The sequence below is a fragment of the Halomonas eurihalina genome (genome assembly GCF_008274785.1).
In the GTDB taxonomy this organism is placed as follows: Bacteria; Pseudomonadota; Gammaproteobacteria; order Pseudomonadales; family Halomonadaceae; genus Halomonas; species Halomonas eurihalina.
In genome coordinates this window covers 110,906-123,633 of sequence record NZ_VTPU01000010.1, presented here as the reverse complement: position 1 = coordinate 123,633, position 12,728 = coordinate 110,906, and the positions used below count along the sequence as shown (strand labels likewise).

At 64.1% G+C, this 12,728-nt stretch carries 10 protein-coding genes; 2 read left to right on the top strand and 8 right to left on the bottom strand.

The features are described from left to right. Window positions 1-50: 50 nt before the first annotated feature. The 8 genes from nth to FZZ93_RS11530 form a co-directional block, all read right to left on the bottom strand. The gene (gene nth, locus FZZ93_RS11565; protein WP_149322485.1) at window positions 51-686 is read right to left on the bottom strand and encodes an endonuclease III; all 636 of its coding nucleotides are present in this window, start codon (window positions 684-686) and stop codon (window positions 51-53) included. A gap of 21 nt (window positions 687-707) precedes the next feature. After that, window positions 708-1,685: an RnfABCDGE type electron transport complex subunit B gene (locus FZZ93_RS11560; RefSeq protein ID WP_149322484.1), complete on the bottom strand. Its 978-nt coding sequence runs from the start codon at window positions 1,683-1,685 to the stop codon at window positions 708-710. A 9-nt stretch (window positions 1,686-1,694) separates the two neighbouring features. Then, on the bottom strand, window positions 1,695-3,731 hold the full coding sequence (metG, locus tag FZZ93_RS11555) for a methionine--tRNA ligase (RefSeq protein WP_149322483.1): 2,037 nt from the start codon (window positions 3,729-3,731) through the stop codon (window positions 1,695-1,697). A gap of 126 nt (window positions 3,732-3,857) precedes the next feature. Continuing rightward, window positions 3,858-5,336, bottom strand: a complete 1,479-nt coding sequence (gene thiI, locus FZZ93_RS11550; RefSeq protein WP_149322482.1) for a tRNA uracil 4-sulfurtransferase ThiI — start codon at window positions 5,334-5,336, stop codon at window positions 3,858-3,860. Window positions 5,337-5,592: 256 nt separating this feature from the next. Then, window positions 5,593-5,874, bottom strand: coding sequence for a hypothetical protein (locus FZZ93_RS11545; protein WP_149322481.1), 282 nt, complete (start codon window positions 5,872-5,874; stop codon window positions 5,593-5,595). Window positions 5,875-5,959: 85 nt separating this feature from the next. After that, window positions 5,960-7,123 carry a cation diffusion facilitator family transporter gene (locus FZZ93_RS11540; RefSeq protein WP_149322480.1) on the bottom strand — a complete coding sequence of 388 codons (1,164 nt, stop codon included), beginning with the start codon at window positions 7,121-7,123 and terminating at the stop codon, window positions 5,960-5,962. Between the two features lie 6 nt (window positions 7,124-7,129). After that, window positions 7,130-8,293: a 1-acyl-sn-glycerol-3-phosphate acyltransferase gene (locus tag FZZ93_RS11535; protein ID WP_149322479.1), complete on the bottom strand. Its 1,164-nt coding sequence runs from the start codon at window positions 8,291-8,293 to the stop codon at window positions 7,130-7,132. A gap of 25 nt (window positions 8,294-8,318) precedes the next feature. Continuing rightward, complete coding sequence (locus FZZ93_RS11530) at window positions 8,319-9,251, bottom strand: recombination-associated protein RdgC (RefSeq protein WP_149322478.1); 933 nt, start codon at window positions 9,249-9,251, stop codon at window positions 8,319-8,321. 153 nt (window positions 9,252-9,404) lie between these two features. On the opposite strand from FZZ93_RS11530, the gene FZZ93_RS11525 reads away from it, so the two are divergent. Next, window positions 9,405-9,827, top strand: a complete 423-nt coding sequence (locus FZZ93_RS11525) for an acyl-CoA thioesterase (protein ID WP_149322477.1) — start codon at window positions 9,405-9,407, stop codon at window positions 9,825-9,827. Window positions 9,828-10,042: 215 nt separating this feature from the next. After that, a complete protein-coding gene (gyrA, locus tag FZZ93_RS11520; protein WP_149322476.1) occupies window positions 10,043-12,715 on the top strand; it encodes a DNA gyrase subunit A in 2,673 nt (890 codons plus the stop codon). The last annotated feature ends 13 nt before the right edge of the window (window positions 12,716-12,728 follow it).

Genomic DNA, 12,728 nt, shown 5'->3' with positions numbered 1-12,728 from the left:
CCCGCCGGTCGAGAGTGGTGCGAGTCAGGGGGATGGGTGGGCGCCGGGCTTCATATATCGACCTTGTCCGGGTATTCGCACAGGTCCTCGATCACGCAGCTACCGCAGCGCGGCTTGCGCGCCACGCAGGTGTAGCGGCCGTGCAGGATCAGCCAGTGGTGCGCGTCCTTGCGGAAATCCTTGGGCACGTGACGCAGTAATTTCTGCTCGACTTCGTTGACGTTCTTGCCCTTGGCCAGGCCGGTACGGTTGGAAACCCGGAAGATGTGGGTATCCACGGCAATGGTGGGCTCGCCGAAGGCGGTGTTGAGGATCACGTTGGCGGTCTTGCGACCCACGCCGGGCAGGGCCTCGAGGGCAGCGCGCGAGCGGGGCACTTCGCCGCCGTGCTTGTCTTCCAGGAGGCGGCAGGTCTTCATCAGGTTCTCGGCCTTGGTGTTGTAGAGGCCGATGGTCTTGATGTGCTCCTTCAGGCCATCCAGGCCCAGCTCGAGGATGCCGGCGGGCGTGTTGGCGACCGGAAACAGCCGTGCGGTGGCCTTGTTGACGCCCACATCGGTGGCCTGGGCGGACAGCAGCACGGCGGTGAGCAGCTCGAAAGGCGTTTCCCAGTTGAGCTCGGTGGTCGGCTCGGGGTTGTGCTCGCGCAATCTGACGAAGATCTCGTGGCGTTTCTGAGCGTTCATGACAGATCGGTTCGGGGTTGATCAGTGAGAAGGAGGGGCCAGGGCCTCGCGGGCCTGTTCGAGCACACGGTCGGCACGTGCGAGCTGGTCACGGGCGGCCTCGATGGCGTCGTCGTCGCCCTGACGCTGGGCGTGGGCCAGTTGCTGGCGAGCGCGACGCCGGGCCTGTTCGGCGGCGTTGACCGCGAAGCGCCGCTGGCGATCGGACGACGCGGGCCGCGCTGCGCTTTCCGTGCCTTCTGCCAACTGGCGGTCGATATCGGCAAGGCGTGAACGGAGTTCTTCGGCGCGGCGTTCCAGATCACGGCGATCGGCATCGGTGAGGCTGGCATCCTGGCGTTGTCGATCGACGCGCTTGAGGCTGGCGAGCAGGCTGGCCCGGGTGGTACGCAGGCTGGTCGAAGATGTCGCCGCCGCCTCGGCCGGTTTACTCGCAGGGGCGGTGCGTTGTGCCTGGCGTTCGGCGCGGCGTCGTCGCTTTTCCTCTGCCTGGCGAGCGAGTCGCCGATTGCGGGCGTCGTGGCGTTGCCGGCCCAGCTTGGCGCGCTTGGCCAGGTAGTCGCGCTGCGCTTGTTCGTCGCTGGCCGCCTGCCATTCGGGATGCGGCAGCAGGTCGATGCAGTCGACCGGGCAGGGTGCCACGCAGAGTTCGCAGCCGGTGCATTCGCTCTCGATCACCGTGTGCATCTGCTTGGCGGCACCCAGGATGGCATCCACCGGACAGGCCTGGATGCACTTGGTGCAGCCGATGCATTCGTCCTCGCGAATCCGGGCGACCAGCGGCGACTGGGCGGGCTGTTCGAGGGGCAGAGTCGAGCGGCCGGTCAACTCGGCGAGGCGCACGACGGTCTCGTCGCCGCCGGGCGGGCAGCGATTGATCGGCTCGCCTTCGGCGATGGCCTCGGCGTAGGGACGACAACCATCATGGCCACACTTGCCGCATTGGGTCTGCGGCAGTGTGGCGTCGATGGCCTCGATCAGGGTCGGCTGTTCCGTCACCGCGCAGGCTTACCTTACCCGCTGGCCGGGTTGCGCGCCGGAGTGGGGCTCGAGCAGGTAGATGCCGTCGTCGTCGCCGGCGGCCAGCACCATGCCCTCGGACACGCCGAAACGCATCTTGCGAGGCGCCAGATTAGCGACCATCACGGTCAGGTGGCCTTCCAGCGCCTCGGGCGCGTAGGCGGAGCGGATGCCGGCGAAGACGTTGCGGGTCTCACCGCCGATATCCAGGGTCAGGCGCAGCAGCTTGTCGGCACCCTCGACGTACTCGGCCTTGGCGATCCGCGCGATGCGCAGGTCGACCTTGGTGAAGTCGTCGAAGGCGATCTGCGGGGCGATGGGGTCGTCGGCCAGCGGGCCCTTGGGGGTTTCCTTGAGTTTCTGTTCTTCCACCAGATCCTCCTTCGACGCCTCGATCATGGCGTCGATGCGGTCGGTTTCGACACGCGTCATCAGGGGCTTGAACTTGGCGATCTCGTGATCCAGCAGCAGATCCTGGCGGCTGTCCCAGGCCAGGGTCTCGAGTTTCATGAATTGCCGGGCGTCCTCGGCCATGCTCGGCACCACCGGGGCCAGGTAGACCATCAACTGTCGGAACAGGTTGATGCCCACCGAGCAGATGTCCAGTACTTCCTGCTCGCGGCCTTCCTGCTTGGCCAGCACCCAGGGCTCGGCCTCGGCGATGTAGGTGTTGGCCTCGTCGGCGAGCTCCATGATGCGGCGCATGGCGCGGCCGAATTCCCGGGCCTCGTAGTGTTCGGCGATCTCGTCGCCGGCGGCGATGAAGCGCGCCAGGCGCTGGGGCTCGGCACAATGGGCGGAGAGCTTGCCGCCGCCGAGCTTCTTGATGAAGCCGGCACAGCGGCTGGCGATGTTGACGACCTTGCCGACCAGATCCGAATTGACGCGCTGGGCGAAGTCCTCGAGGTTGAGGTCCAGGTCGTCGACGCCGGCGGTAAGCTTGGCGGCGAAGTAGTAGCGCAGGTACTCCGGGTTCAGGTGCTCGGCGTAGGTGGCAGCCTTGATGAAGGTGCCGCGCGACTTGGACATCTTGGCGCCGTTGACGGTCACGAAACCATGGCAGTTCACCGCGGTGGGTGTGCGCATTCCGGCACCGTGCAGCATGGCCGGCCAGAACAGGGCGTGGAAGTAGACGATGTCCTTGCCGATGAAGTGGTAGACCTCGGCCTCGGAATCGCGCTTCCAGTAGGCGTCGAAGTCGATGCCCTCGCGGTCGCAGAGGTTCTTGAAGCTCGCCAGGTAGCCGATCGGCGCGTCGAGCCAGACATAGAAATACTTGCCCGGCGCGTCGGGAATCTCGAAGCCGAAGTAGGGCGCATCCCGGGAGATGTCCCATTCGTTGAAGCCGGATTCGAACCACTCCAGCAGCTTGTTGCGGATCTGGGGCTGTACGTGGCCGTCATTGATCCATTCATGCATGAAGTCGGCGAAGTCGGGCAGCTTGAAGAAGTAGTGGGTCGAGCTGCGTACTTCGGGCGTGGCCCCGGAGATCGCCGAGACGGGATCGATCAGCTCCGCTGGCGTGTAGGTGGCGCCGCAGGCCTCGCAGTTGTCGCCGTACTGGTCATCGGTCCGGCACTTGGGGCAGGTGCCCTTGATGAAGCGGTCGGCGAGGAAGAGTCCCTTCTCCGGATCGTACATCTGCTCGATATCGCGGGTGGCGATATGCCCCTTTTCACGCAGCCGGGTGTAGATCAACTCGCTGAAATAGCGGTTTTCCTCGGAGTGGGTCGAGTGATAGTTGTCGAAACCCACGCCGAAAAGGGCGAAATCCGCCTGGTGATCGCGAGAGACTCGGTCGATCAGCGCTTCCGGGGTGATGCCTTCCAGTTCGGCGCGCAACATGATGGCGGTGCCATGGGCATCGTCGGCGCACACATAGTGGCAGTCGTGACCACGACTCTTCTGGAAGCGCACCCAGATATCGGTCTGGATGTATTCCAGGAGATGGCCCAGGTGAATGGCACCGTTGGCGTAGGGCAGGGCGCTGGTGACCAGAATCTTGCGCGGAGCGGTATTCGACATGGCGACGTTGGGTTTCCCGTGAAGCGTGACGTGGCGACTCGACGTCTCCTGGAGCCGGAGTCGCCACGAGAAATGTCCGTGAAATCAGGGATTGTAGCATTTTGCAGGGTGGCTGCACCCGACGTTTCAGGGGCGACGGTAGATGCCGAAGTGCCGCAGCCCACGGTCCATGAGATGCAGGGCCTGCATGCGGCTCATCACGCCCTGGTCGCAGAACAGCAGGTAGTGGTGGTCCGTGTCGAGCGTCGGGGCGCGTTCCTGAAGCTCGTAGAACGGGATCTGCAGTTGCGGTACCCGGTCGAGTTCCAGCGGGGCGTCCTCGCGTTCGTGCGGCGCGCGGATGTCGATCACGCAGGGAGCATCAACGCTACCCAGCGCTTCCGGGGAGTCGATGACCAGCAAGGCGTCGTCGGACACCGGGGCCGGGCGCTCCAGCAGGCGGTTGCTGCGCGTGGTGACGGCTTCTTCGATGGCGGCGTCCAGAACACCGAAATCGAAGTCTACCTCGGCCTCGGCGACCTTGGCCGGATCAGCCTTGATGTGCGGGCGCTTTGAGATCACGCCGCAGTATTCCGGCATCACTTCGGCGTGACGGGCGGTATCGATCTGTCGCGCCTGGTCGATGATCGCCTGCTTGTCTTCGGTGAGCAGCGGGCGAAGTATCGGCATCGGGCTGGCGGCGTCGATCAGCGCCAGATTGGATAGCGTCTGGCTGGAAACCTGAGCGATGGCGTCGCCGGTGACCAGTGCGGGGATGTCGGCACGCTCGGCGATCCGGCTGGCGGCGCGGACCATCATGCGCTTGAGCACCACGCCCATCAGGCCGTCGGGAATGGTCTTGAGGATTTCGCCGATCACGCCTTCGAAAGGCACCGAGATGAAGTGAACGTTATGCGAGGCGCTGTAACGTTGCCAGAGATGATGCGTCACTTCGCGAACGCCCGCCTCGTGGGCGGGGCCGCCGAGGTTGAAGAAGACGAAGTGCGACTTGACGCCACGGCGCATCATGCGCCAGGCCGCCACCGGGGAGTCGAAGCCGCCGGAGATCAGGCTCAGGACCTGTCCCTGAATGCCCATGGGAAAGCCACCGAGCCCTGGCCACTTGGCGCGAATCAACTGCAGACGGTTGTGGGTGACCTCGACCGGCACGATGACCTCGGGCGTGGTCAGATCCACCTGGGCGTCCGGCGCTGCCTCGAGCAGGCGCGCGCCCAGGTAGCGCTCGAGATCCATCGAGCTGAAATCGTGCTGGCCACGCCGTTTGGCCTTGACGCGAAAACGCTGCCCGGCGATCTCCGGGCCCCAGAGCGGCACGACGTGCTCGGCGATCGAGGTCAGGTCGTCGATCTGGATTTCCTCGGCGGCCAGTATCTGGTGAATGCCGGAGATCCGCGTCAGCGCGCTTTCGGCATCCCGAACTCGTGCGGCATCCAGGTCGGGCGAGAGGCGTACCTGAATGGCATCCCAGCGACCGCGGACGCGCACGCCCTCGTCGTGACGCTTCAGCGTATTGCGGATGTTGGACGTCAGGCAACGGGTCATCTGCTGACGCACGGAGCGGGACTTGATGGTGATCTCGGGGTAGAGCTTGATCAGGTAGGTCATGCGACAGTGCAAGAAGAAAGTGTCGCCGTATTCTACCAGCCGAGCCGCTGCGGCGCAGGCCCTCCGCTGAGCGGGTCGTGCGGAGGGCCGTTCTCTATCCAAGGAAGCGCTTTCCTAGGCCTTGTCTGAAAAGTCGACGAGCGAAGGTTAGACAAGGCGAAAATTTGCGAAAACGCGGAGTTTACAAGGAGTAAATGAGCATTTGAGCGGATTTTCAACGTCGTATAACCGAGCGTAGGCACTTTTCGGACAGTGCCTAATACAGGGCCTGCTCTTCGTTCACGACCTCCTTGAGCAACTCCAGGAACAGCTTGTCCGCTTCGGAGTGTTCGGCAGGGTCATCCGGGATGTGCACGCTGGTGGTATCCGAGATCCGGTTGGCGATGCGGGTCATGGCGTCGCTCTGGTCGTCGCTGGTGAGCTCGTGGCGCGTGATCTCAAGGGACTGCTCCATGATCCGGGGATCCTGTAGCAGCTTCTTGATGAAGCCGCGTAGCTCATTGATGACACGGGTCTTTTGAATCTCCGATGAGGACATGGCGCTCTCCTTGTACGCGACAGTCATTACCTGCCGGTACGATATCATGATTGTCTCTTGGCATGGGACATCCAGGTGGTGAGTCTCAGCTCTTGCCCGGCCCCTGCCAGACCCGCAGGCGGCCCACCCAGGTCAGTGAATGTGAGGCGTCGCGCAGGGTCTGGGCGGCGTCATCGAGATCCTGGCCTTCGGGCAGGGAGTGAACATAGACCGAGACATCGACATGATCATCGATGTAGTGAAGATCCAGCGCCACTCGATCGTGCCAGGCCGACAGGCCATGCCAGGCCTCGTTCAGGATGCCTTCGATGTCGGCGCGCAGGGGCAGGCCGGGGCGCAGGCTGTGTTCGGTTTCGCCGGCATCGTCCTGGGGGTCGATGTGGAAGGTGACATCGAACAGGTTGGGGTAGACGCCACGCAATCGACGACTGACTTCGTTGCCGATCTCGTGGGCCTCCGAGACCGTCACCCTGGGGAATACCACGATGTGCAGGTCGAGCAGCACCTCGCCACCGATCCGTCGAGTACGCAGGTCGTGCACGCCCTCGACGCCGGGAACGGCCATGGCGGCATCGTAGAGGGTAGCCTGGTCCTGCTCGGGCAGGGCGGTGTCGACCAGTTCCTGGCCGGATTCCCACAGCAGGCGCCCGCCGACCTGGCCGACCATCACGCCGACCACGATGGCCGCCGCGGCGTCCATCCAGCCGATGCCGATCTGTGCCGCCAGCAGGCCGATCAGCACGACCAGCGTAGAGAGCGCGTCGGAGCGCGAGTGCCAGGCGTTGGCTTCGAGCAATCGAGAGTCGATACGCTGAGCAATGCGCAGGGTATAGCGAAAGATCCATTCCTTGGCCAGCAGTGCGACGATGGCGACGCCGATGGCCCAGAGCCCGGGGGCCGTGGCGACATCACCGGCCAGCAGGCGGGCCAGGCTGGCCCAGGCGATGCCGCCGGCGACGAAGATCAGCATGCCGCCGAGCCAGAGGGTGGCCAGGGTCTCGATGCGGCCATGGCCATAGGGGTGATCGTGGTCCGGCGCCTGGCGGCCGAAGTGGGTGGCCGCGAGCACGAAGAGATCGGTGACGATATCCGAGAAGGAATGGATGCCGTCGGCGATCAAGGCGGCCGAGCCGACCAGCCAGCCGGCGACCAGCTTGGCCAGTCCCACTACCAGGTCGACAGCGGCGCCGAGCAGTGTGACCTTGTGGGCTTCGCGTGCCTGTGCCGCACGTTCCTGGGCGGTGCTCATGGGACGTCACTCTCTGGTGGCGCAGTTGCGGACCGGATTGGCGTACTGGGTCAGCCACCAGTCGCGCAGCTCCTCGGGGACTTCGGCCAGACGAGCCTGGAAGCGGGCGCGATCGGCATCGGTAACCTCGCTCAGATCGAGCAGGTGCGGCGCATCGCCCAGCGCCTCGAGTGCCAGATAGTGGCTGGGGAACAGATGATAGCCCGCGAGTACCTGACGGTCGATCTCCTCGGCGACGGCTTCGGGGCTGTCGAAGTCGGCACTCAGCGGCGTGCCGAAACGCAGGTGGACGCGGCCTTTCTGGCCGGTGATGCCGGCGACGATTGAGCGGATGTCCTCGAACTCGCTCTTCTCGTAGTTGCCGCTGGCATTGATGGCGTGCAGTTCGCGCGCTTTCTGCACGTCACAGGGGTCGTACTCGTAGCTGATCGATACGGGCACCAGGCGCAGTTCGGCAATGGCCTCGCCGGTGCCCGCCTGGCGCTCCGCACCGCGCCGCGCCATGGTCAGCATCTTGATGATGGCCGGGTCGGTGCGGTCGATGCCGTCCTTGGCGCGCCCCTCGCGCTGGGCCATCCAGATCGAGTGATTGTCTTCGATGATGGAGTGGCGAATATAGGCAGAAAGCTTCTGGTAGGCGGCCAGCATGGCGCGCTTGCCGCGCGCGCTGCGCGGCACGATGAAGCTCTTGTTGAGGCGCATCAGGTCGTTGACGTATGGCTTCTGGAGCAGGTTGTCGCCAATGGCGATGCGCACCGTGTCGCGCCCGGCGAGATAGAGGGCGTAATTGACGAAGGCCGGGTCGAGCGAGATGTCGCGATGGTTGCCGATGAACAGATAGGCGGTATTGGGATCCAGTTGATCGAGGCCATCGACTCGGAAGTCGGTGGTCGAGTTGCGGATCATGCGTTGCATGTAGTCGGCGATGCGATCCTGAAAGGCGCTGATGTCGCTGACGCCGCGTACCTCGCGGCGAATGGCAAAGCTGGCGAGGGCGCGGGAAAGGCGTGGCATCAGCCGGGCCAGGCGCGGCAGCCGGAAGCGGGTGAGCGCGTCCAGCAGTTCCGGGTCCCTGGCCAGTCGCGCGAGGACATCGGCCACCTCCTCGTCCTGATAGGGGCGAATCTCGGCCCAGGGATCGTCGGAGAGTGTCGCTTGCGTGTTGTTCATTGGATGCGGCCGTGGTCGGTATCGGTCATGCGGATGGGGCGTTGTTCGCCGGGCTGGATTCACCGCCCAGCCAGGCGATCAGTCGCTCGATGCTCTCGGCCAGCGCCTGAGTCATCAGCAGGAAGTCGGTCTCCAGGCGAACCACGGCGTCGTCGCCGTCATCCGACTGGGAGGCCTCGTCGATCAGGGCATCGTCGAAATTCAGGCCTTTTACGGCGAGGTCATCGTGCAGCACGAAGTTCAGGCGGCCCTCGATGGCGAGTGCGAGCTTGCTGACCTGTCGGCCGCTCTCCAGCAATTGCTGGATCTCGTCGCTGTCCAGATCCACCTGGCGAGCCCGAAGCACGCCGTCATCGCCCTTGGCCTTGAGTTCTACCTGATCGCCGAGCTGCAGATCAGCGGGGCGTGAGGCCGGGTCGCCGAGCCAGGTTGTCATGGCGCGCATGGGGAGTGTCTGGCTCGCCAAGGGAGTGACGCGAAGAGTGCCCAGTGTCTCGCGCAGCAGGTCGAGGAGCTCTTCGGCGCGTTTGCGACTGCTGGTGTTGATGGCGATCAAGCCACGCCGAGTGTCCCACCAGAGGTCGACTTTCTGGTTGCGCACGAAGGCGCGTGGCAGCAATTCCTCGTAGATCTGTTCCTTGAGGGCGAGCTTTTCCTGACGTCGCAGTTTGCGACCTTCGGCGGTCTCGAGGGCGTCTACGCGCTCCTCGAGTTCCTCGCGCACCACGGCAGCCGGCAGCAGGCGTTCCTGGCGCAGCGCCGTCAGCAGTCGCTGGCCCTGGAGTTCGTGGAGCCGCTGGGTGCTGGCCCGCCCGGCGGGGGCGCACCAGCCGAGGCGACGCGCCTCGCTACCTCCCAGCGGGCGGAAGGCCTGTGCTTCCAGCGCTGTTTCCAGCTCGCTCGGATCGAGTTCGGGGGCGCCGTGCAGGCGATACAGATGCAAGTGCTTGAACCACATGGAGCCTTTCCTGCATGCAAAGGACGCACATTATGGCGAAAGGGAGGCGGCGGTGCCAGCGGTGCTCAAGGGATTGCCGATTCAAACGGGAGTTTGAGTGTATGGTGCCGCCATGGCTAGAATCGAGTCTTTCCTGATATAGAGGTATCACCCATGGATTCGCGTTGGTCCACTATTCGCTTGCGTGTACGAGGCTATCACCTGGATGGCTATGGCCACGTCAACAATGCCCGCTACCTGGAGTTCCTGGAGGAGGGGCGCTGGGCCTATTTCGACGAGCGCGCCGATCTGGCCGGTATCATCGAGCGCGGCGATGTGGCGTTCGTGGCCGTCAATCTGAACATCGACTATCGGCGTGCAGCGCTGGCCGGCGATGACCTGAAGGTGGTCACGGGGCTGGCCGAACTCGGCACGCGCAGCGCGCGGATGCATCAGGAAGTGCGTCGCGACCGCGATGACAAGCTGGTCGCCAGTGCCGACCTGACCTTCGTGCTTCTCGATGTGAGGAGCAACAAGGCCGTCGCCATCGAGGGTGAATTGCGCGATCTCATGGCGCCGCTGGTAATCGCGCAATAGCCCGCTGCTTTGCCTCGCCCGGAATGGTATGCTGTGGCGCTGATATGACGCGCCAGGGAGTCGCCGAAGACCTGACGGAAGGGTGAGGCAGATGGCTCGATGGGCTTGCCCGCGAGATGCCTAGCCTTATCCATGTCGTCGTTCGACGGTAGCGCTCCCTGTGTCACGGCCTCGTGACGCGTTTACCTGTCGCAGTGCAAAGGATTCGACGACCCATGGGTGACATCGCCAGAGAGATTCTGCCAGTCAACATCGAGGACGAGCTGAAGCAGTCGTACCTCGATTACGCGATGAGTGTGATCATCGGCCGTGCGCTGCCTGACGTGCGTGATGGCCTGAAACCCGTGCACCGGCGCGTGCTGTACGCGATGCACGAGCTCGGCAATGATTGGAACAAGGCCTACAAGAAGTCGGCGCGTGTCGTCGGCGATGTGATCGGTAAGTATCACCCCCACGGCGACAGCGCCGTCTACGACACCATCGTGCGCATGGCGCAGGACTTCTCGATGCGCCATGTGCTGGTCGATGGCCAGGGCAACTTTGGGTCCATCGACGGCGACAATGCGGCCGCCATGCGTTATACCGAGGTGCGCATGGCGCGCCTGGCCCACGAACTGTTGGCGGATCTGGAAAAGGATACCGTCGACTGGGTCGATAACTACGACGGCACCGAGCGCATCCCGGATGTGCTGCCGACCAAGCTGCCCAACCTGCTGGTCAATGGCTCCTCGGGCATCGCCGTGGGCATGGCGACCAATATTCCGCCCCACAATATGGTGGAGGTGATCGACGGTTGCCTGGCCCTGATCGACGACTACACGCTCTCCGTCGATGACCTCATGGAATACATCCCCGGGCCGGATTTCCCCACCGGGGGCATCATCAACGGCCGGGCCGGGATTCTCGAGGCTTATCGTACCGGCCGTGGTCGCATCTATGTGCGTGCCCGCCACACCATCGAGCATGACGTGAAGACCGGCCGCGACCACATCATCGTCACCGAGCTGCCCTATCAGGTGAACAAGGCTCGTCTGATCGAGAAGATCGCAGAGCTGGTCAAGGAAAAGCGCATCGAGGGCATCGCCGAGCTGCGCGACGAGTCCGACAAGGACGGGCTGCGGGTCGTCATCGAGGTCAAGCGCGGCGAGTCCGGCGATGTCGTGGTCAACAACCTGTTTGCCCAGACGCAGCTGCAGAACGTCTTTGGCATCAACATGGTGGCCCTGGACGGCGGCGAGCCGCGCACGCTCAACCTCAAGGAGGTGCTCGAGGCGTTCATTCGCCACCGTCGCGAAGTGGTGACTCGCCGGACTCTGTTCGAACTCAAGAAGGCCCGCGAGCGTGGCCATATCCTCGAAGGCCTGACAGTCGCGATCTCCAACATCGACGAGGTGATCGAGCTGATCAAGGCTTCGCCCTCGGCCAATGAGGCCAAGGAGAAGCTGCTTGACAGGAACTGGGCGCCCGGTCAGGTGACCGGCATGCTGGAACGCGCCGGCGCCACTTCCTGCAAGCCCGAAGACCTGGAGGAAGGTTTCGGCCTGGACACGGCGGGCAAGGAATACCGGCTTTCGCCGGCCCAGGCCCAGGCGATTCTCGAACTGCGTCTGCATCGCCTGACCGGCTTGGAAACCGAGAAGCTGCTCGACGAGTACCTGGGTATCCTGGAGAAGATCGCCGAACTCACCGCGATCCTGGCATCCGCCGACCGCTTGCTCGAGGTGATTCGCGAGGAGTTGACGGCCATACGCGACCAGTTTGGCGAGTCGCGCCGCACCGAGATCCAGGCCAGCCACCTCGATCTGTCCATCGAGGACTTGATTGCCGAGGAGGATATGGTGGTTACGGTGTCGCGCTCGGGGTACGCCAAGACCCAGCCGCTTTCCGATTACCAGGCCCAGCGGCGCGGCGGTCGAGGCAAGTCGGCCACGTCCATGAAGGACGAAGACGTCATCGAGCACCTGCTGGTGGCCTCGACCCACGATACCGTGCTGCTGTTCTCCAATCGCGGCAAGGTCTACTGGCTCAAGGTCTACGAGATGCCGGCGGCGAGCCGCGGCTCGCGTGGCAAGCCGCTGGTCAACCTGCTGCCGCTGGAAGAGGACGAGGCGATCAATGCCATCCTGCCGGTGCGCGATTACGATCCGGACAGCTACATCTTCTTCGCTACCGCCAAGGGCACGGTCAAGCGCACCAGCCTGGCGCAGTTCTCGCGTCCGCGCAGCGTGGGCTTGATCGCCATCGATCTGGAAGAGGGCGACCGCCTGGTGGGTGCGGCCATTACCGGTGGCTCGGACCACGCCATGCTGCTCTCTTCCAATGGCAAGGCCATCCGCTTCGATGAGTCCAATGTGCGCGCCATGGGGCGGACCGCGCGCGGTGTGCGTGGCATGCGCCTGCTCGATGATGCCGAAGTGATCAGCCTGATCATTCCGCGGAGTCAACGTATCGACGCCGAGGAGCAGGACGAGACGGAAGTGCAGAGTGCCGAGCCGCTCGATGCCGGCCAGATCTATATCCTCACGGCGTCGGAGAATGGCTATGGCAAGCGCACTCGTCTGGAGGAATTCCCGCTGCGTGGTCGCGGTGGCCAGGGCGTGATCGCCATGCAGACCAGCGAGCGTAACGGTTCCCTGGTGGCTGCCATGCAGGTCTACGCCTCCGACGAGATGATGCTGATCACCGATAAGGGCACCCTGGTGCGCACTCGGGTCGATGAAGTCTCCATTTCATCGCGCAACACCCAGGGTGTGATGCTGATCCGCCTGGGCGAGAGCGAGTCGCTGGTCAAGACGGTACGCGTCGACGAGCCGGAGGAAGTGGACGTCGTGGAGGCTGAGCTGGAAGAGGATGGCGAGGGCGATACGACCCAGCCCTCGGACGAGTGAGAGGACACACAAC